Origin of the sequence: Seonamhaeicola sp. NFXS20 (genome assembly GCF_049132085.1) — a bacterium.
GTDB lineage: Bacteria > Bacteroidota > Bacteroidia > Flavobacteriales > Flavobacteriaceae > Seonamhaeicola.
In genome coordinates this window covers 1-22,546 of the sequence record NZ_JAFMPU010000018.1, presented here as the reverse complement: position 1 = coordinate 22,546, position 22,546 = coordinate 1, and the positions used below count along the sequence as shown (strand labels likewise).

General features: G+C 33.2%; 10 protein-coding genes. All 10 read left to right on the top strand.

Features of this window, described 5'->3' with window-relative positions:
* Positions 1 to 47: 47 nt before the first annotated feature.
* On the top strand, positions 48 to 2,444 hold the full coding sequence (locus J1D01_RS16895) for a polysaccharide lyase family 8 super-sandwich domain-containing protein (RefSeq protein WP_421151691.1): 2,397 nt from the start codon (positions 48 to 50) through the stop codon (positions 2,442 to 2,444).
* A 62-nt stretch (positions 2,445 to 2,506) separates the two neighbouring features.
* Positions 2,507 to 5,566, top strand: coding sequence for a SusC/RagA family TonB-linked outer membrane protein (locus J1D01_RS16890; RefSeq protein ID WP_421151690.1), 3,060 nt, complete (start codon positions 2,507 to 2,509; stop codon positions 5,564 to 5,566).
* Positions 5,567 to 5,570: 4 nt separating this feature from the next.
* Positions 5,571 to 7,292, top strand: coding sequence for a RagB/SusD family nutrient uptake outer membrane protein (locus tag J1D01_RS16885; protein ID WP_421151689.1), 1,722 nt, complete (start codon positions 5,571 to 5,573; stop codon positions 7,290 to 7,292).
* Between the two features lie 36 nt (positions 7,293 to 7,328).
* Complete coding sequence (locus J1D01_RS16880) at positions 7,329 to 10,358, top strand: SusC/RagA family TonB-linked outer membrane protein (protein ID WP_421151688.1); 3,030 nt, start codon at positions 7,329 to 7,331, stop codon at positions 10,356 to 10,358.
* A gap of 20 nt (positions 10,359 to 10,378) precedes the next feature.
* Complete coding sequence (locus J1D01_RS16875) at positions 10,379 to 12,127, top strand: RagB/SusD family nutrient uptake outer membrane protein (RefSeq protein WP_421151687.1); 1,749 nt, start codon at positions 10,379 to 10,381, stop codon at positions 12,125 to 12,127.
* Between the two features lie 205 nt (positions 12,128 to 12,332).
* Entirely contained in the window at positions 12,333 to 14,222 is a 1,890-nt protein-coding gene (locus J1D01_RS16870; RefSeq protein WP_421151686.1) for a T9SS type A sorting domain-containing protein, read from the top strand.
* A gap of 132 nt (positions 14,223 to 14,354) precedes the next feature.
* Positions 14,355 to 16,514: a polysaccharide lyase family 8 super-sandwich domain-containing protein gene (locus tag J1D01_RS16865; protein ID WP_421151685.1), complete on the top strand. Its 2,160-nt coding sequence runs from the start codon at positions 14,355 to 14,357 to the stop codon at positions 16,512 to 16,514.
* A 42-nt stretch (positions 16,515 to 16,556) separates the two neighbouring features.
* Positions 16,557 to 17,804 carry a glucuronyl hydrolase gene (locus J1D01_RS16860; protein WP_421151684.1) on the top strand — a complete coding sequence of 416 codons (1,248 nt, stop codon included), beginning with the start codon at positions 16,557 to 16,559 and terminating at the stop codon, positions 17,802 to 17,804.
* Between the two features lie 45 nt (positions 17,805 to 17,849).
* Positions 17,850 to 20,993, top strand: coding sequence for a glycoside hydrolase family 2 TIM barrel-domain containing protein (locus J1D01_RS16855; protein ID WP_421151683.1), 3,144 nt, complete (start codon positions 17,850 to 17,852; stop codon positions 20,991 to 20,993).
* A gap of 30 nt (positions 20,994 to 21,023) precedes the next feature.
* Complete coding sequence (locus tag J1D01_RS16850) at positions 21,024 to 22,382, top strand: Gfo/Idh/MocA family protein (protein ID WP_421151682.1); 1,359 nt, start codon at positions 21,024 to 21,026, stop codon at positions 22,380 to 22,382.
* Positions 22,383 to 22,546 lie beyond the last annotated feature (164 nt).

The window sequence follows — 22,546 nt, the reverse complement described above, 5'->3', positions numbered from 1 at the left end:
AGATACAGTATGGTAACAAACTCTAATATTAAAAACATATATAGTATATGAAAAAAGATTATTCTTTATTTATCATTAAATGTTTAACGGTTTGTTTTGTTTTAACAGCATTTGAAATTCATTCGCAGACTTATGATTATCAAGATTTAATAGGACGAGTGGTTACAAACCAAAGAGTAAATATTTCTGGAACAGGTACCTTAACTAATTGGGTGAATTCACAAAATACAGACGGTAGTTGGTCTGATGTAGAATACGGAAATAGTACAAACGTAACAACAACTAATAATCATGTATATCGTCTGTGGCAAATTGCGGCGGCATGTTCAGAATTAGGACATGAAAAATATAATGATACTGATTATAAGGATGCTGTTAAAAGAGGTTTGCAATATTGGTACAATTCTAATACGATAGACTCTAATTGGTGGTATAATGAGATTTATTTCCCTCAGTACCTAGGTGAAATTCTTATTTTTATGCGAGAGTTTGATGGTTTTATACCTAAAACAACTTCTGAAGGTATTGATGAGCCAGAAATACTATCGTTATTTACGCCAACAAGTTTAAGTGGTATTATTTCTCATGGAACAGGTGCTAACGCTATTGATATCGGGTTGCATTATGTATATCGAGGTCTTATTACAGAAGATGGTTCGCTTTTAGAAAATACAAGAGATATTTTAGAGTCTATTTTAGCGGATAACATCAGAGGAGATTTGATGTACCAAGACCATGGTCCGCAAATTATGACAGCTAGCTATGGATGGGTGTTTTGTGATGGATTAATCAATTTAGCAACTTATTTGGCAGGTTCTCCAGCAGCTTTTGATACAAGCGCAGAAAATTTTAGTAAGGTTTTAAGTTTTATTAGAAACACCCAAGCATTATCAACAAGAGGAAGTTCTTGGGATTTTAGTGTTATGGGTAGAGGGGTAAGTAGAGAAAATGCTTTAAATGCTAATATGAATTATTTACAAAATTTAGCAGATTATATTGATTCTTCTAATGCCCAAGTATATTTAGATATTTTAGATAGGTTAAAAGGAGTTAAAGAACCAAGTTATAATGTAGATGAATTAAACAAATACTATTGGGCTTCTGATTATACCCAACATTCCCGAAGCGGTTATCTCTTTACTGTGCGTAATACGTCAACCCGAACTGTAGAGGCAGAACAGGGGAATGGGGAGAATTTAAAAGCTAATTATTTTTCATACGGTGCTAATTTTATGTCTGTTGATGGAGATGAATATTTAAACATCATGCCTGTTTGGGATTGGTCCATGATACCAGGTACTACATTTCCTTATACCACAACGTTTGAATCAAGGAGTGATTGGGGCACTAATTATGGAACAACATCTTTTGTAGGTGGTGTTTCTGATGGTGTACATGGCGCATCGGTATTAGATTTAGACGAGGCTGGAATAAAAGCAAAAAAAAGCTGGTTCTTTTTTGATGATGAAATTGTTTGTTTGGGAGCAGGAATAGAAGATAATAGTAATAGAAATGTACGTACAACTATTAATCAGGCTTGGCTTAAAGAGTTATCTTATTACAGTGAGGTTGGGGCATCAACTGAAACGGTACAGACACTAAGTTCTAATGTATATGCAAATACGAATTTAAATTACATCCGAAACGGGAATTTTGGATATTACTTTCCTAATCAAGGCAATGTAAAATATACTATGAAATCTCAGACGGGTACTTGGCAATCTATTAACTCTAATGAATCTAATGAGTCTCAATCTGGTTATGTGTTTTCTTTATGGTTAGATCATGGTCTAAACCCGAGTAACGCTACTTATAGCTATATTGTAGTGCCTGGTATTGATAGTGCTCAAAAAGCACAGAGTTATGATGTAAGTGCTATAGAAATAGTTGAAAATACAACTTCAATACAAGCTGTTTACCATAATACATTAGATCTTTTACAGGTTATTTTTTATGAGGCAGGTACTGTTAGTTTTAAAGACAAATCTGTAACAGTTAATCAACCTTGTGCGTTAATGTTTAAAAATGGCACGCTTGTAACGGCTTCAAATCCTTCACAAAGTTATTCTGGAATAACAGTAACTATTTCTATTGATGACACACCTTATACTAAAGCTGTAGCTTTACCAACTAGTACAGCAATGAAAGGGGCTTCTACTACAGTCGATTTTCAGGATGTATTAGCAGTTAATAAACTTTCAGATACTGAAATAATAACAACATTTTATCCCAATCCAACACAAGGGCTTTTAAATATAGAGAGTGATAATAACGCATCGTTAAGTTATAAAATAGTGGGAGTAAATGGGCAGATAATATTAAGTGGACAATTTCAAGGGAAGACAACTTTAGATTTATCAAATATAACTAGTGGCTTGTATTTTTTATCAATAAAAGATAATAAAACACATGCCTGTGAGATTCAAAAAATAATAAAACAATAATGTTTCGTGTAGGATTAAACTCTTCCTTTCGGAAAATGCAAATTATTAAACAATAAACAAACATGAGTAAAAGAATTTTGTCACTTTCAGTTGTTTTACAAGTAACAGTATTACTTCTGTTTATAACGAGCCTTAGCGCAGTGTATGGTCAAAGTAATAAAACAATTACAGGGGTAGTGGTCGATCAATTAGGAGTGCCTGTCCCAGGAGTTTCTATAGTAATAAAAGGCACCACTACAGGGACAACTACAGATTTTGATGGTAATTATAGTATTACAGTTAAGGGTTCTGAAAGTATATTAGTTTTTTCGTATATGGGGTTTGTTACTGTAGAAAAATTGGTTTCCAGTAACCGGTCTATTAACGTAGTTTTAGAGGAGGATATCCAGTCTTTAGGAGAGGTTGTGGTAGTAGGGTATGGAGCGCAAAAGAAAGAGACGGTAACAGGGGCTATTAGTACTATTAAAGGGGGGGAGTTAGCAGATGTGCCAACTTCAAATTTAAGTACAGCCATTACAGGAAAATTACCAGGTGTTGTAACCGTACAAAGTTCTGGTCGTCCAGGAGAAGATGCTGCCAATGTGTTTATTCGAGGACAATCTACATGGGTAGATAGTTCTCCTTTAATAATTGTTGATGGTGTAGAACGTAACACTTTTTCACAAATAGACCCTAATGAAATAGAGAGTATTTCGGTTTTAAAAGATGCTTCTTCAACGGCTGTTTATGGTGTTAAGGGTGCTAATGGGGTTATTTTGATAACGACTAAGCGAGGTAAATTAGGAGAGCAAAAAATAAGTGTGTCAGCAAATTTCAGTGTGCAACAGCCTGTTGCTATTCCAGAATTTTTAGGTTCTTATGATCACTTGGTGTTAAGAAAGCAAGCATCTATAAATGATGGATTGAATTTGGAAAACGATCCATTAATTTCTGATGAATCTTTAGAGGGATACCGTTTAGGAGTAGATAAATATAGATATCCAGATATTAATTGGTATGATGAGGTGATTAAATCTGCTGCTTTACAACAAAAGTATAATATTAATGTGTCGGGAGGAACAGAAAAGGTTAAATACTTCGTCTCTTTAGGTTATCTTGATCAAAGCGGGATGTTTAAATATACAAATACTCATAACCGTTATAGTTCAGATACAGATTTCAAACGTTTTAATTTTAGATCTAATCTTGATTTTAAAATTAATGAGTATCAAATAATAAGTGCTAACATCAGTGGAAGAAAAGATGCTCAGAATGGTTTCCCAAATGTGAGTAATGTATTCCAATCTTTGATAGCACAGGTGCCTTATGCGTTCCCCATTTATAATCCTGATGGTAGTTATGCAGCCATTGCAGGACAAGCTAACCCAATTGTTAAAATTGCAGAATCTGGTTATGACAGAACAGATACCAACAATTATGATATTGTAGGTAGCCTAAAAAACGATTTAAGTTTTATAACCGATGGTTTAACGTTAGACATGAATTTGTCTTATAATAGTTCCACAGGTTCTACAAAGAGTTATAGAGAGCAGGCAGATACTTTCCAGTACAACCCCAATACCGATGATTATGATCAAATTACAGAGTATACTCCTTTAACCTATTCGGGAGAATCTGCGACAACAACCTTTACACGGTTAGGGATTCAATTTGCTATGCGCTACACAAAAAAAATAGGAAAATCAAAAGTGAATACTACCTTGGTTTATAATCAACAAAATGAAAAAAGTAATACTGAAAAACCATTTGTATTAATGGGGTATGCTGGACGTGTAGAATATGATTATGATAGTAAATATTTAGCCGAATTTAATATGGGTTATAATGGGTCAGAAAATTTTGCACCAGGTAACCGATTTGGCTTTTTTCCAGCAATGTCTTTTGGATATGTGTTGTCTAGAGAATCGTTTATGGAACCTTTATCGTCTGTAGTGAAATTTTTAAAAATAAGAGGGTCTGCCGGTTTAGTTGGTAATGATAAAATTGGAGGTAGTCGCTTCTTGTGGCAAGGTTTGTACCAGTACTTACCTGCTACTGGTTCACTTTTACAATATATTGGTTTTGGAACAACAAATCCATCTAGTTCAGGAGGTATTTATGAGACACGAACCGAAAATAGGTTGCTGACTTGGGAGAAATCACTAAAACAAAACATTGGTTTAGAAGCTAAACTATTTGAAAATAATAGCTTAAATATTTCTTTCGATGTTTTTAATGAACGCAGAACAGATATATTAATGTCTGCACGATCATTACTTAGTACAACAGGTATTCCTTCTCCTCAATACAATATAGGAGAGGTGAAAAATTGGGGATATGAAATAGATGCTAACTATAGGAATACTATTGGAGAAGTTAAGTATTCGTTGAGGGGACTATATAGCTTTGCGCGAAATGAAATTGTTAATTACGATGATCCGCAAGGAACCCCTACATTACAAAAATATGAAGGGTATCGTATAGGTCAATATAGAGGGTATAAGGTATTAGGCTTTTTTACATCTCAAGAGGACATAGATAACTCACCAGACCAAACCACTCTTGGAGGGCCTATTATTCCAGGAGATTTAAAATACGAAGATGTTAATGGAGATGGTCAAATTAATGAGAGTGATATACAGCCCATAGGTTATTCTCAAGTACCTGAAATTGTTTACTCAATAACCCCTGAAATTTCATGGAAAGGTTTTACTCTGAACGCTACTTTTCAAGGAGCAGCAAATGCATCAGTATTATTCACCTCTAATGCGGGGTTTGAGTTTGGAGGAGCTGCAGGTGGTGGGCAGGTAACTAAAACTCATCAGGATTATTGGACTGAGGATAATCAAGACGCTAGTTATCCAGCATTACATCTTAACCCGCAACATAGTAATAAAAATGTAAATTCTTTTCATTTAAAATCAGGTAATTATATCAGGTTGCGTAACATACAGTTAAGTTATGAGTTGCCAGAGCAGGTTTGTGAAAAGCTCAATGTGTCAAATATAAGAGTCTTACTAAGTGGAAATAATGTAAAAACATGGTCAAAAGTAGAAGGGTTTGACCCAGAAACTGTAGATCAATCAGGAGAAACATATCCACAACAAAAGGTTTATAGCTTAGGTGTTAATATTAATTTATAATAAAATGAAAAAAAATAAACAACATATAGTAGTACTTTTTATAGTAGTCTTACTAAGCGCTGTTTCATGTACCGATGTGTTTGACGAATCACAATTAGATCAAGCACCGGAACAAGATTTGGATTTTGATAAAGTATTTACAGATTATGAGCAGTTCCGTGAATATTTGGATTATAGTTATTATTTCATGCCAGGGCATTTAGGACGTCTGTGGAATAGCCTTGTAGCAGAACTTTCAGATGAAGCTGAAGGTTTAGGAGTTAATGTATGTTCCCCAGCTTTTAACAATGGAGCTTGGTCTGGTGATGAAATATCAGGTATTGGTTCAAACCCTGTAGCTAACGCTAATAGAGAGTTAGTATACTTATGGGAAGACTTATTTAAAGGTATTCGTCAGGTCAATACCGTAATTAAAAATATCGATTTAGTAGAAAATTTTCCATCACAGGAAGTTTACGACCGTTCTTTAGGAGAAGCATATTTTATTAGAGCATTTCTGTATTTCGAATTAGTGAAACGTTGGGGAGGAGTCCCAATTTTTGATACACCACTAGAATTGGGCGTTGATGAGTTAGATATACCTCGAAACACTTATGAAGAGTGCATCAATTTTATAGTTGAAGATTGTGATAGAGCTTCACAATTATTAGGTGTAGAATATACTGAGGGAGATGTGGGTAGAGCTACAATAGGAGCGGCTTTAGCTTTAAAATCTAGAACATTATTATATGCAGCAAGACCTTTAAATAATCCTACCAATGATCTTGAAAAATGGAAATTGGCTGCTGCCGCTGCTTGGGATGTTATAAATCTAAATCATTATAGTTTAGACCCTGATTATGTTAATATGTTTTTTAGACCTGATTTAGGCTCAGAAATTATAATGAATAGACCTAGGCCAAAAATAAATTTCGAGCAAGGTCATACTGATAATAGTAATTTTTTAGTACGCTTTATAGTACCTCAAGGTTATAACGGTTGGATGGGGACAGCTGTAACACAAAATTTTGTAGACCTTTATGAGGATTCCAATGGTTTTCCTATTACAGACGCTAGTTCAAACTATAATCCTAACGATCCTTATGCAAATAGAGACCCACGCTTAAGAATGACGGTGCTTTATAATGATAGATATTGGTATGATAGAAATACGCAATTTTATACGGGAGGATTAGATTACGGTAGCACATTAATAAATCCAATAGGGTATTCTATAGCTAAATTTTGGCCAGAAGCACACCAACGCTATAAAGGGACAAGTACCTATTTAAATTATATCTATTTCCGTTATGCAGAAATATTATTAAACTACGCAGAAGCTGTTAATGAAGCTTATGGACCAGATGGGACATACCCCGGTTCAGGTTTAACAGCTAGAGAAGCAACCACACAAGTACGTCAAAGAGTTAATCAGGTACCAATACCTATGGTACTATCTTCTTCTAAAGAAACTATGCGCGAACGTATTCGCAATGAGCGTGCTATTGAGCTTTGTTTTGAAGAACAACGTTGGTATGATGTGTTAAGTTGGGAAAAAGGTGAAGAAATTTTTGGCGAGCAAAACCCTATCAAAGGAATGAAAATCACTAAAAATCCTGATGATACATTTATTTATGAACCCTATATATATGAGACACGTGTTTTTAAATCACATATGCATCGTTATCCAATTCCTAATAATGAAATATATAAAAGTACAGTGTTAGAACAAAACCCTGGCTGGTAATAACTATATAATTATAAGTAGATAAAATACATAAAAATGAGTCAAATCAAAACAAACACATTGGTAAATAACAGCCTATTAGCTCTAATACTTTTGTTCTGTTCATCACATGTTTTTTCGCAAGATATTCAAGATCAAACATTAGGATATGAATTAAGTGGTATTGTATTAGACAATGAAGGAATACCTTTAAAAGATGCTGTTATTGCTCTTCAAGAAAAATCAAAAGTTGTAAAAACCAACAGTGAAGGCGTATTTACATTACATGTTTTACCATCAGATGTGCTCACTTGCAGTTATAAAGGCTTTAGAACAGAAAAGGTGTTGTTAGAACAAGATACAGAAGATTTAACCATTAAGATGCTACCTTTTTTAGAAGAAGATGAACTTGTAAATGTAGCTTATGGGGTGTATTCAAAAAGAGAATTATCAGGTGCCGTTTCAATTATTAAAGAGAGTGTGGTTAAAAAGAATTCGGTTAATGCTATAGAACAAGCTTTAAACGGAACCTTGTCAGGGTTGTCTTCGATAAAAAATGGTGGGCATAAAATAAGTGAGTCTAACTATGATTTTTACCTAAGAGGTCTAGCTACTACAGGAAATAACAGTCCATTAATATTAGTAGATGGAATTGATGCTAATATCAATCTATTAGATCCTAAAGAGATTGAAAGTGTAACCGTTTTAAAAGAAGCAACAGAACTAGCAATGTATGGTATGAGAGGTGCTAATGGTGTTATTCTTATTAAAACTAAACGAGGCGATAAGTTTAACAATTACATGAATGTAGAAATAAGAACAGGAGTGCAAAAACCTGATTTTATAACCAATAAGCTTAATGCATACCAATACACCACACTATATAATGAAGCTAGTGCTAATGATGGTAACAGTCCTGTTTTTAATACATCTAATTATTTGAGTACAAATAGAGATATTTACCATTACCCCGATACTGATTTTCCTGATTTATTTTTAAGAAAAGACACACAGCATGTGTATCAAAATTTTAATTTTTCTACAGGAGGAGGTAATAATATCGCACAGTATTATTGCTTGGTAGGGTATATGAAGCAAGACGGTTTGTTTACCGTGCCTGTAGGTTTAGGAAATGTAAATCAAGCTGGAGAAGAGCGTTATAATTTTAGAAGTAATATTGATGTTAATTTAGGCAAAGGTTTTGTGCTAAATACAAACATTGCAGCTGTAAATGATAATCGTAGGTCTCCTTGGATAAGTAGTGGAACTAACGTGAATAATTCTGTTAGTGTACTTTTTAATAGAATTATGACAACGCCAGCTAATGCTTATCCTTTAATAAATTTAGATGGATCGTTAGGAGGTACATCAGAGTATCAAAACAATATATTAGGTACATTACAAGCTGGTAATAGAATTGAAACTACTCGTCAATTAACGGTAAAAGCTAAATTATCAAAAGATTTAGGGAGCTTAATAAAAGGGTTAAGTGTGAATGTAGTTTATAGTTTTGAAAACTATAACTCATATTATGAAGGACGCTATACGGGTTTTGCTGTTTATCAATATGATCAAGATGATAATTACATAAAGTATGGTGTAGACGATACTAAAGTAACAACATCAGGAGGTCAGTTATCTGATTATTATAAAGATATAACCGTTATGGGTGGTTTAGACTATAGTAATACTTTTAAAGATCACCAAATAACAGCTGCTCTAGTAGCAAATCAATATACAAGTCGTATTAGTGGAGATAACCCAGATTATAAATGGTTAGGAACCTCAGCACGTATTATGTATGGTTTTAAAAATCGTTATTATGCCCAAGTGTCAGGGGCTTATCAAGGCTCTAATAGCTTTGCAAGTGGTAAACGATATGGCTTTTTCCCTTCAGGAGGAGTTTCTTGGGTTGTTTCAGAAGAACCTTTTCTTAATACTAGCAAGGTCATAAACTTTTTTAAATTAAGAGGATCTTATGGTTTAGTTGGAAACGATTTTGGTATTACTCGTTTTTTGCATCGTCAAGAGTATATTCAAGGAAATGGTTATGGTTTTGGTAATCCTAATGGTTCGGTTACAGGAACTTATGAAGGGGCTTTAAGTAACCTTAATGCATCTTGGGAAAAATCATATAAAACTAATGCAGGGTTTGATATTAATATGTTTCAAAGAACTTTAACATTGTCGTTCGATTATTTTCATGAAAATCGAAAAAACATATTAGTGGATCAAGGAAATGTTGTGCCAGAAATTATAGGGGTTGATCTTTCTGAGTATAATGCAGGTAGAATAACAAACAAAGGAGTAGAACTTCAATTAGGTTATGAGAATCAATTTGGAGAAGTATTTATTAATGTTGGTGGAAATGCCACTATAGCAAAAAGTAATATAGAAGATTTAAAAGAAGTTACTTATAGTGACCAAGAGCAATACCGTTATCGTAAAGGTAATTCTGTAGATTCATATTTTGGTTTTATTGCAGATGGTATTTATACAAATCAAGCTCAAATTGATGCAGACGCTATAACTTCTTCTTATGGAACACTTGCTCCTGGGGATATTAAATATTTAGATTTAAATAACGATGGTATTATCAATGATGCAGATAAAAAGGTTATTGGTAATTCGTTACCAGAATTGATTTATGGGGTGCATTTAGGAATTGAATTTAAAGGTTTTGATTTTTATTGTTTTGCTGAAGGTACGTCAAAATTTACATCACATATCATGCCCAGCCAATTTTCAACTTATGCTTTCAATAATAGATGGACAACAACTACAGGTACAGCATCATCTGCTTATCCAAGAGTAAGTTTAGAAAGTACTCATAACCAACAGACTTCAACCTTTTGGCAAGAAAGAGGGCATGTGTTTCGTTTAGCAACACTTGAATTTGGGTATACATTTCCTAAAAAATTAGCACGAAGCATGTCAATATCAAACTTAAGATTATTTGCCAATCTAGATAACTTGTTTTCTACAACAAATTCAATAGAAAATCGTGATTTTGAAGCTGTTAATGCAGGTTATGCAGATTACCCGTTGTTAAAAACCTACTTGTTAGGCTTATCCATAAATCTTTAAAATATATAAAATATTAGATAATGAAACTATTTAAAAAAATATTTTTCCTTTTAGCTGTAGTTAGCTTATCATCATGTGATGATATGTTAGATCCAGATTTAGATGGAACTTTAAGTGAAGATGCTGTTTGGTCCAATAATAATCTAGCATTTGGCTTTTTAAATAATGCCTACAATAACTTGCCAAACGGCTATAACCGTATATCAAACGCCATGTTTGCAGCGGCTACCGATGATGCAATATGCCCAGACCCTTTAAGTAGTATCAATGGGTTTAATGATGGGACTTGGAGTTCGTTTAATGTTATTGATGATGTGTGGAGTAAAAACTATGAGGGTATTCGTAAAGTAAATACTTTTCTTGAAAAGATAGATGATGTACCACTTCCTAAACAATCAAATGCTTTAGGAACAGATGAAAGCATTTTAAATACAAGAAATAGAATGAAAGGAGAAGCACATTTTCTTCGAGCCTATTTTTATTTCGAGTTGGTAAAGCGTTACGGAGGAGTGCCTCTCACCAAAACAGTATTAAGCTCAAGTGAAGCCATAGATATGCCAAGATCTAGTGTAGATGAATGTTTTGAGTTTATAATAGAAGAATGTGACTTGGCAGCACAAGAGTTACCAAGAAAATACGGGGCATCTCCAACAATCGTTGGTTTTAACGAAGCTAAAGATATAGGACGAGCAACATCAGGTGCAGCATTAGCGCTTAAATCAAGAGCATTATTGTATTGGGCTAGTCCATTGTTTAATGAAACTAATGATGTTAGTCGTTGGGAAATGGCAGCAGAAGCTGCAGATGCTGTTATAAATTATACTACAAATGAAGATGGAAGTGGAGGTAATGTATATTCATTACAGCGTTTTAGTTCAACCTTAACGATGTCAACTTTGTTTTCTACAAATTCTGTATTGCCACAATATCACGACGAGCTTATATTTTCAACTAATTATAATAACAATACAACTGTAGAACAGTTGAATGCTCCTATTTCATATGGAGCTAAGGGATTGACAAATCCAACTCAAAATTTGGTAGAAAGTTTTCCTATGAGTAACGGTAAGCCCATTACAGATGCAACCTCAGGGTATAATCCTGATGATCCTTTTTCAAATCGTGACCCCAGATTAAATATGACCGTTTTAGCTAATGGAACCAATTTTGAGGTAAATGATAAAACAGGTGTTTTAGAAACTTTTGAAGGTGGTATTGATGGTTTAGGTGCTTACCCTAATGCAACACAAACGGGTTATTATTTACAGAAATATATTATGCCTTATGCCGTATGGGAAGGACGTTCTGTAAATGTTACACGAACCTGGGTGTTAATTCGTTTGGCAGAGATGTACTTAAATTTTGCCGAAGCAAGAAACGAAGCTGTTGGACCTGATGACGACGTATATTTCGCTTTGCGGTCATTGCGTTTTCGTGCTGGTTTTCGTCCTGTTTATGTTCCTACGGGGTTAACTCAGGATGAGATGCGGAAGTTTATTCAAAATGAAAGACGCCTTGAGTTAGCCTTTGAAGAACATCGCTTTTTTGATGTACGTCGTTGGAAATTGTTTGATGACCCTTCAGAACGAGATAATTTGTTAACTATACGTGGGGTTAAAATAACAAAAGATACATCATCAGGAAATTTAATTTACGATACAAACAATGTTATACAAGAACGTGTTTTTTCTAATAAAATGTACTTATATCCAATACCAGAATCAGAGATTAATAAAAGTAGTGCATTAGAACAAAACCCTGATTGGTAAAGCCAAATCCCATATCAAATAAGTATTCAATTAGGTAAGAAATATATTGTAAAAGTACTCTGGTTAAAATATAAAGGGTTAAACATAGCTATGTTTTTTCGTTTAGGAATTATAAAACTGTCTTACCAAAAAGTCTGTTTATTAAAACATAACCTATCTATTGTAATTAGGTAAAAAAGTAAATATTAATTTAAAAACAAGTATTATGAAAAAAAGATTATCTTTTATTACTGCCGTTTTTTGTGCGTTGACAATGCATGCACAAATATTGTATGTGTCTGCTACGGGGAACAATTCAGATGGCTCTTCATGGACTAACGCTTATCAAACAATTCAAGCTGCTTTAAGTGCAGCCACTTCTGGTGATGAAATTTGGGTGAAACAGGGGACTTACACTATTCTTACTGATACAGAGCAATTAAATTTTAAAGAAGGTGTTGATGTATTTGGCGGTTTTGTAGGTAATGAGACAATGCGTTCTCAGCGTCTAACAGATCCAGAGCTAACAATCATTAGTCATGATGAAAATGGTTCTGGGGATTTTAGATTATTAACTAGTGTAGCTCTAAATGAAGCAACTACATGGGATGGTTTTACTTTTGATGGTAAAAATGTGGGTACAGGAGTATACTTATCAAGTAATTGTAACCTTAATAATGTTATTGTTGAGAATGGTGCAGTAACAGATGGTTCTGGCGCTGGTGTTTATATTGGCTCTAGCGAGAGTGTTTTTGGTACGGTAAACGTAACTAATGCCACAATAAGAAATAACACTATTTTTGCTGATGGAGGTGCTTTTTTTGGAGGGGGAGCTGGTGTTTTTGTCGGTTCTAGTTCTAATGCAGCTCTAATAGAAGATTGTATCATTTCTGGAAACACAATTAATGGTTTATCAAGTGGTAGTTCTGTATTTGGCGCAGGAGTATTTATTATTGAAGGTGAAATAAAAAATTCTATTATTGATAATAATAAAGTCATAGGTGCCGCAGGAAACAATGTTACAGGAGCTGCTATTGCTATTGTACCAGAGGCTTCAGAAAGAAAAGTGCTTATTGATGGTTGTAGTATAACAAACAATGAGAGTCCTGCTCGTGGTGGTGCTATTATTATAGATCCACGTTGGAGTGGTCAATATCTTGGAGAGTATACTATTTCTAATACAAAAATAATTAATAATAAGTCTACTTCTGTGGGAGCGGGTATTTTTACTACAGCGGCTACACAACAAACAACAGGATGGACATTAAATGTTATAAATTCTATTATAGCTAATAATACAGCCAATACGGGTGGAGGTATTTATATAAATAGCTCTGGAGCGGTTAATATAACGTATTCAACCATTGTTAATAATGAATCAACAGCCACATATGGTGGTGGTGGAATATTTTTTCAAGGTTCTAGCCAAACCATTAATGCTACAGTAACAAATGTGTTGTTGTGGGGTAATACTCAATCAGGTACAGACTCAGGGCGCACTCAATTTAATAATGGTTCGCAGACATCAACAATCAGATATTCAGCTATACAAGATTATAACTCAGGTTATTGGGGATGGGGATCATCTACTCTGGAAAGCGTTATCAATTTAAGTTCAGATAATAACGCTGGTCCAAAGTTTTTGTTGCCAACAACAGCCGGATTTGGAATTAGTGATCTTTCAGAGTTAAGATGGCAAATAACAGAGAATTCTCTTTGTATAGAAGCGGGGACTGATGCTTATGACAACAATGGAAATTTAATCATTACAGATTACGAAGGTAAATCGCGCCCTATATCTGCAAATGATTTTATTTACCCAGATATAGGAGCTTATCAGTTTGATAGTTCTAATCCTCCGACTCTTAGTGTTGAAAATTATGAGGTAGATGCTTCTGAGCTTAAAATTTATCCAACAGTAACAAATAGTGTATTGCATATAACAACCAATAAGGCTATTAAACAAATAGAGATATTTAATGTAAATGGAAGCTTAGTTTTAAAAACAAAAGCAACTGATATTGTTGATGTAGCAAATTTCACTAGCGGAATGTATTTATTTAGAGTCATTTTTAATGATAATGAAGCTGTTGTAAAACGCTTTGTAAAACAATAATTTATAAGTAAAAACAGGTTGTAAACCTGTGTTAAATTACAAAACCTAAGATATTCAAAATATTACCCTGCAAGTGTAAGAGGATGCAATATTGCAGGGTAATTATTTTTAGTTCACGATATAATAACCAATATGGAAGGTGTAAAGAAGTATAAAACGTTTATTAAAAATACTATTATATTATGTTTAGTTTATGGTTTGTCTATTGAAACTCTTTGTACTCAAGAATATAATTTTGAGCAATTAAGGTCACGTGTAACTAATAGTAAAAATATAAATCTTACAGATGTAAAAACAATGGATGCTTGGGTATTGTCTCAAAGTCCAGATGGTAGTTGGGGAGACATGCAATATGGAAAAACAACATTGACAAATGCACTAACTAATAATCATCTACATCGATTGTGGCATTTAGCCGCGGCATGCACAACAACTAACCACAAGAGATACGATAATTTAGATTATAAAACAGCTATAAAAAAAGGCTTGAAATTTTGGTATGATTCTAAAAGTGTGGATGCTAATTGGTGGTTTAACAAAATTTATTTTCCACAACGGTTAGGTGAAATCCTTATATATATGCGTGTTTTTGATGGTTTTATCCCTCAAAAAGCAGCAAAAGGAATTGATGAACCAGAAATTTTATCATTATTTACACCTACAGAAATAAAAGACATAACCCAGCATAGTACAGGAGCTAATGCTATTGATATAGCATTGCACTACGTGTATAGAGGTTTGCTTACTGAAAATGGAAAACTTTTAGAGGACACAAAAAATAAATTAGAATCTGTTTTAACCGATAATATTAAAGCAGATATGGTATATCAAGATCATGGCCCACAAATTATGATAGCTAGTTACGGGCTCGTATTTTGCGAAGGTTTAATTCGTTTAGCTTCATATTTAGCAAATTCACCAGCAGCTTTCAATACCAAAAGTGAAAATTTTTCTAAAGTAATATATTTTATAAAAGAGACTCAGGTTTCGTCAACACGTGGGCGTTCATGGGATTATAGCGTGTTAGGAAGAAGTGTTAGCAGGCCTAACGCGATGTATGTTAATATGGAATATCTTCAAACTTTAGCAGATTTTGTTGATACAAAAAATGCAGAAATATATTTAGATGCATTAGAACGATTAAAAGGAAATGCTCCTCCTAGCTATAAGATACGTGAGTTTAATAAACATTATTGGGTTTCAGATTATACGCAGCATGCACGCAGTGGCTATTTATTTACAGTACGTAATACCTCAACTCGTACTGCTGAAGGAGAAACAGGAAATGGCGAAAATTTAAAAGCAAACTATTTGTCGTATGGAGCCAATTTTATGGCTATTGATGGAGATGAGTATATTAATATTATGCCAGTTTGGGATTGGTCTATGATTCCTGGAACTACATTTCCATATATTAAAACATTTCCTAAGCGGTCTACCTGGGGAAGTAATTTTGGTAATACAACTTTTGTAGGTGGTGTTTCAGATGGAAATTACGGCGTTTCGGTTCTAAATTTAGATGAAGCCAATTTAACAGCAAAAAAAAGCTGGTTCTTTTTTGATGATGAAATTGTTTGTTTAGGAACTAGTATTGTAGATAATAGTGGTAGAAATGTTCGTACTACTATCAATCAATCATGGATGAGAAGCCCTTCGTTTTACTGCAAAATTGGAAAGAATAAAGAAACTAAGGTAGATTTAAGTTCGACAGTATACAAACATTCCAATTTGAAATACATTCGTAATGGTAAATTTGGATATTATTTTCCTGAAAAAAACCATGTAAAGTATAGCATGCAAACAAAAGCTGGGGGATGGAGAACTATTAATAAGGTTGAAGATTCTATAAAAATAGAAAAAGGGAATGTATTTACTTTATGGATAGATCATGGTGAAAATCCAGACAATGAAACATATAGTTATATTGTAGTTCCTAACATTGATTCTAAGAAAAAGGCACAGCGTTATAATATGAACGCTATCCAAATAGTAGAAAATACAGCATCAATACAAGCTGTTTATCATAACAAATTACACATATTACAAGCGGTATATTATCAAGCAGGAACTGTTCATATTGATGGATTAAGTATTACAGCAAATAGACCGTGTATGTTAATGTTTAAGCAGGGAGGAGTGGTTACAGTTTCAAACCCGTCTCAAACGTATTCAAATGTTTTGATAAATATTAAATATCGGGATAACACTTATTCTAAAATTATTGAGTTACCAACAGGAAATAATAAAGAAGGAGCATCTACATCTGTTGATTTTCAAATACCTAAAAAATAATATCGAAAAAAGAATTAAAATAATAATCTAAAAAAATTAAATATGAAAAGATTTTTGAGTTATGTATGTGTTTTAACAATACTTGTTAGTTGCTCTAAATCAAAAAATATAAAAAAAAGTGATAATAGCCAGACTATAAACTTTATAACTAAAAGGCTTGAAAACACCTTAAAAAGCAATCCAGATTCAACTAAAATTCCTAGAACAATAAATGAAGAAGGAGACTTGGTGACTGTTGGAGCTTATGATTGGACAAGTGGTTTTTTTCCAGGAAATTTATGGTATATGTATGAGCTTACTAAAGATGAAAAATGGAAAAATGAAGCTGTAAAGCGTACAGAGGTTTTAGACACAATACAATATTGGACGGGTAATCATGACGTTGGGTTCATTATGTATTGTAGTTATGGTAACGGACTTAAATTCGGTAATCAAAAACAATATAAAGACATTATTATACAAACAGCAGAGTCCTTAAGTAAACGTTATAATGACACAACAAAAACTATTAAATCTTGGAATCGTCAAAAATCATGGGATGGTAAAACAATATGGCATTATCCTGTTATCATAGATAATATGATGAATTTAGAATTGTTATTCGAAGCCAGTGAGTTAAGTGGCAATTCAAAATATAAAGATATTGCAGTACAACATGCTAAAACAACCATGAAAAATCATTATCGTGAAGATTACTCTTGTTATCATGTCGTAAATTACGACACTATTACTGGAGCTGTCCTTGATAGAAAAACAGCACAAGGTTTTGCCGATGAATCTTCTTGGTCTCGAGGGCAAGCTTGGGGACTCTATGGGTATACACTTTGTTATAGATATACGAAAGATAAAGAATTCTTGGATTTTGCTGAGAATATTGCAAACTATATTATAAATCATCCCAACCTACCAGAAGATATGGTTCCTTACTGGGATTATTATGCAGGTAATTCTAATTATCATCCAGAGTGGAATTACAATAAGGCAAATTTTCCTACAATTCCTCGAGATGCTTCAGCTGCAGCAATTACAGCTTCGGCTTTATATGAATTATCAGAATATTCAGAAAATAAGGAGGTGCTATTAAAAGCTGCCGATAAAATTCGTGAATCGTTATTATCTCCTGCTTATATGGTAGAAAATAGCAAGAATAAATATTTTATTTTAAATCATAGTGTTGGTAGTATCCCTCATGGTGTAGAAATAGATGTGCCTTTGGTTTATGCTGATTATTACTTTTTAGAAATGTTATATCGAAAAAGTAAGTTAGATAAAAACGAGGTAATGCAATAAATAGTAAGAGTAGCTACTTGCTGTAATCTTTTAATTTTTTTTTTAATGAAACATTTTTTAAGAGCTTTTTTGTTTTTATTTTATTTAGTGTGTAATAGTCAAGAAAACACGCATTCCTTTTGGTTGGATGAAAAAGTGAATGAAGACAACAGAATGCCTATGCGTGCTTCGTATTATGTTTATGAAACGGAAGCATTAGCAAAATTAGGAGACTGGAAATCTTCAAAAAATTATTTAAACCTAAATGGAGATTGGAAATTTAAATATGTTGAAAGCCCAAATCATTTACCAAAAGGGTTTGAAAAAGTAAATTTTAATGATGACTCTTGGGATGTGTTTAAAATACCAGCAAATTGGGATGTTAATGGGTATGGGTATCCAATTTATACTAATATTTCATATGATTTTTCTAGTATTATAGATGTAAACCCACCATTGGTACCAGTTACCTATAACCCAACCGGAGTATATAGACGCACCGTTACCATAAATAAAACCTGGTTAGATAAAGACATATTTCTACATGTAGGAGCAGCAAAATCCAACCTAACGGTTTGGGTTAATGGCAACTATTTAGGTTATGGTGAAGATGGTAAATTACCGCAAGAATTTAAACTTAATAAATTTTTAAAGGCGGGTAAAAATACAATTGTATTAAAAGTAATGAAATGGAGTGATGGGTCTTATCTAGAATGTCAAGATTTTTGGCGTATGAGTGGCATTACAAGAGACACATATTTGTATACTAGAAATAAAACTCATTTAGTAGATTTTGAGGTTACACCAAATTTAGATCAAAATTATGTTAATGGTTCTTTAAAAATCTCAACAAAAATTTCAAGAGTTACAAAAAAAGATGCTTATTATTTAGAAGTTTTACTAAAAGAAGAGAATACTGTAATAACTTCGAAATTGTTTAAAATTAATGAAGTTACCAAAAACAACAGCTTTACTTTTAATGTAAAAAATCCTAAAAAATGGACGGCAGAAACCCCAAACCTATATCAACTGTTTTTTGTTTTAAAAGACAAACGAAATAATATTGTAGAAGTAATTTTACAACATGTTGGTTTTAGGAAGATTGAAATTAAAGAAGGGCAACTTTTAGTAAATGGTAAAGCCGTTTATATAAAAGGAGTTAATCGCCAAGAAACAGATCCTGAAACAGGGCAAACAATCTCTAGGGCTAGTATGGAAAAGGACATTAAGCTCCTTAAAGAGTATAATATAAATGCGATAAGGATGTCGCATTATCCTAATGATGAATATTTTTACGAACTGTGTGATAAATACGGTGTTTATTTAGTAGATGAAGCCAATTTAGAATCGCATGGTATGGGCTATAAGATTACTAAAACTCTCGGGAATAAGCCAAATTGGGAATTGGCACATATGCAACGAATAAAACGTATGGTTGAGCGCGATAAAAACCATCCTTCCATTATTATTTGGAGTATGGGTAACGAAGCAGGAAATGGCTATAATTTTTATCAAGCATATTTGTGGTTAAAAAAACGGGATCCTTCTAGACCTATTCAATATGAGAGGGCTTCTGTAGGAGAATGGGAAGGAGTTGATTTGGTATACGATTGGAACTCCGATATTATAAACCCACAATATAGCTCCCCTAATAGTATGGTAGATTATATAAAGGCACATCCCAATCCTAAAAGACCCTATATCTTAAGTGAATATGCTCATGCTATGGGAAACTCTATGGGTAATTTTAAAGATTATTGGGATGTTTTTAGAACACATAAAAATTTTCAAGGAGGGTTTATTTGGGATATGATAGACCAATCAATTTATAAAACGAGAGAAGATGGTACTCGCATATTGGCTTATGGAGGTGATTTTGGACCAGAACATGTTCTAAGTGATAATAACTTCTTAAACAATGGGATGTTTAACCCAGAACGTAACCCAAATCCACATGCTTTTGAGGTTAAAAACACATTACAAAATATACTTACTTCTTGGAGTGATAAAAAGAATGTTACCATTAATGTGTTTAATGAGTTTTTCTTTAAAAATTTAGATAATGTACAACTACAATGGCAATTGGTTTTAGATGGGGTACCTAGTGTCAGTGGAAAAATTGAAAGTTTAGAAATAGAACCCCAATCTAAAAAAGAATACACGCTTCCTATTCAATTAAAAGATAAAAAATTTCAAGAAGCCTTTGTAAATATAAGTTATGTTTTAAAAGAAGACGAGCCACTTTTATCAAAAGGATTTGAAATAGCTAATGAACAATTGCACTTAAAAGGCAATTGGAAAAACAATATGGACATAGAAAGTATAGCTGAAATAGACGTAAAAGAAGCAAAAAATACTATTAATATTGAAAGTAATAAAACCGAAATACAATTTGATATAAGTTCAGGTTTCATTAATATGTATAAATATAATGGTCAACCTATTTTAAAATCGGGGTATAAATTGCGCCCTAATTTTTGGAGAGCTCCTAATGATAATGATATGGGAGCGGGATTGCAAAAAAGTTTAATAGCATGGAAACAAGCTACAAAAACCCCAAAACTTATAAGTTTAGACTATTCAAAAAAAACAAATAAAGTTATAGTTACAGCTGCGTATAAGTTGTCTCAGGTTCCCGCTAAATTAAATCTTGATTACGAAATAAACAGTAATGGAGAATTACTTATAAACGCATCATTGGAAATAGATGAAAATAGAGATACACCAATGCTGCCTAGGTTAGGTATGGAACTAATTTTGCCTAAAACTTTTAAACATATTTCCTATTATGGTAAAGGTCCTTTTGAAAATTATATCGATAGAAATTACAGCTCAAAAGTAGGTATATACAATCAAACGGTTTCACAACAATTTTACCCATATATACGTCCGCAAGAAACAGGAAACAAAACAGGCATTCGTTGGTATGAACTTTCAAATGATACAATAAATTTAAATATTCAATCTAATACATTATTAAGTGTTACGGCTCTGCATTATTTTACAGAAGATTTAGATGATGGACTTGAAAAAAAGCAAAGTCATCCAGAGGATATTAAAGAAAGAGAAGCCACAAGTCTTAAGATTGATTATAAACAAATGGGTGTAGGGGGTATAAATAGTTGGGGAGAATTACCTATGGAAAAGTATTCACTTAAAGAAAAAAAATATCAATATCAATTCAAAATAAAGCCTTCTATAGTAGATTGATAGGTGGCTTTCTAATAATATAATATAAACATGAGTTCAAGAAGACATTTTGTAAAGCAAACAGTTTTAGCGGGAACAGGATTATCTATATTACCAAATGTGTCATTAGGGGCTGTTTTAGGAAATTCTGCCCAAAAATTAAAACTGGCTTTTATAGGAGTTGGTTTAAGAGGGTGTAATCACTTAAATAATGCGTTACTAAGAAAAGATGTTGACATTACAGCTATATGTGATATAGATGCTAAGCGTATAGAAATAGCATTAAAAATGATTCAAGATGCAGGGTTTCAAAAACCAAAGGTTTTTGGGAAATCAAACTATGATTATAAAAACCTCTTGGATTTAAAAGAAGTAGACGCTGTAGTGATATCAACACCTTGGTTATGGCATACAAGAATGGCGGTTGATGCAATGAAATCAGGGAAGTATACAGGCTTGGAAGTTTCAGCAGCAAACACTATGGAAGAATGTTGGGATTTAGTGAATATCCATGAAGAAACAAATACACATTTAATGCTTTTAGAAAATGTAAATTATAGAAGAGATGTGCTTGCAGTTTTAAATATGGTAAAACAAAATATTTTTGGAGAATTAGTTCATTTTAGATGTGGCTATCAGCATGATTTGCGCTTTGTAAAACTTAATGATGGTAAATCGGCTTATGGCAAAGGGGTTGAGTTTGGAGAAAACGGTATTTCTGAATCTGCGTGGCGAACTCAACATTCATTATTAAGAAATGCAGATGTATATCCAACTCATGGTGTTGGACCTATTGCTACTATGTGTGATATTAATAGAGGAAATCGTTTTATATCCTTAACTTCTAACGCATCAAAAGGTATTGGCTTACATAATTATATTGTTAAAAATGGAGGAGAAAAACATCCTAATGCAAAATTAAAATTTAAACAAGGGGACGTTATAACTTCTACCATTGAAACGGCAAATGGTGAAACTATTATTGTTACTCATGATTGTAATTTGCCACGACCTTATTCTTTAGGTTTTAGAGTACAAGGAGCAAATGGTTTATGGGAGGTTGATGGTAACCGTATTTATATTGAAGGTAAGTCAAAACCCCATCAGTGGGACCAAGTCGATGAGTGGTTAAAAAAATACGATCATCCATTGTGGAAAAAATACGGAGAGTTGGCAACTGGAGCAGGGCATGGAGGTATGGACTTTTTTGTGTTACATGCTTTTGTAGAGTCAGCAAAAAGAAATATAGCTCCTCCGTTAGATGTTTATGATGCCGCTGCTTGGAGTGCAATAACACCTCTTTCTGAAGTTTCTATTGAAAATAATGGTGAACCCCAAGATTTTCCAGATTTTACACGAGGAAATTGGATAAAAAGAAGTCCTTATAATTGGATGAAGGACTCTTTTTAGGTTGGTATATTGGTTGTAATCTTATCGAGACAAATCGGAATTTTACGAAAAAGAATTAGCGGTAAGTAAATAAAACAAAAATTTAATACTTCATGAATAAAACAAAAAACCCCAACCTAATCCCCATAGCAATCATAGCGAGTTTATTTTTCATCTTTGGCTTT

Coding starts and splice junctions, on each gene's coding strand:
- J1D01_RS16870 (WP_421151686.1), top strand. CDS start 12,333: ATGAAAAAAAGATTATCTTTTATTACTGCCGTTTTTTGTGCGTTGACA.
- J1D01_RS16895 (WP_421151691.1), top strand. CDS start 48: ATGAAAAAAGATTATTCTTTATTTATCATTAAATGTTTAACGGTTTGT.
- J1D01_RS16890 (WP_421151690.1), top strand. CDS start 2,507: ATGAGTAAAAGAATTTTGTCACTTTCAGTTGTTTTACAAGTAACAGTA.
- J1D01_RS16850 (WP_421151682.1), top strand. CDS start 21,024: ATGAGTTCAAGAAGACATTTTGTAAAGCAAACAGTTTTAGCGGGAACA.
- J1D01_RS16880 (WP_421151688.1), top strand. CDS start 7,329: ATGAGTCAAATCAAAACAAACACATTGGTAAATAACAGCCTATTAGCT.
- J1D01_RS16885 (WP_421151689.1), top strand. CDS start 5,571: ATGAAAAAAAATAAACAACATATAGTAGTACTTTTTATAGTAGTCTTA.
- J1D01_RS16865 (WP_421151685.1), top strand. CDS start 14,355: ATGGAAGGTGTAAAGAAGTATAAAACGTTTATTAAAAATACTATTATA.
- J1D01_RS16875 (WP_421151687.1), top strand. CDS start 10,379: ATGAAACTATTTAAAAAAATATTTTTCCTTTTAGCTGTAGTTAGCTTA.
- J1D01_RS16855 (WP_421151683.1), top strand. CDS start 17,850: ATGAAACATTTTTTAAGAGCTTTTTTGTTTTTATTTTATTTAGTGTGT.
- J1D01_RS16860 (WP_421151684.1), top strand. CDS start 16,557: ATGAAAAGATTTTTGAGTTATGTATGTGTTTTAACAATACTTGTTAGT.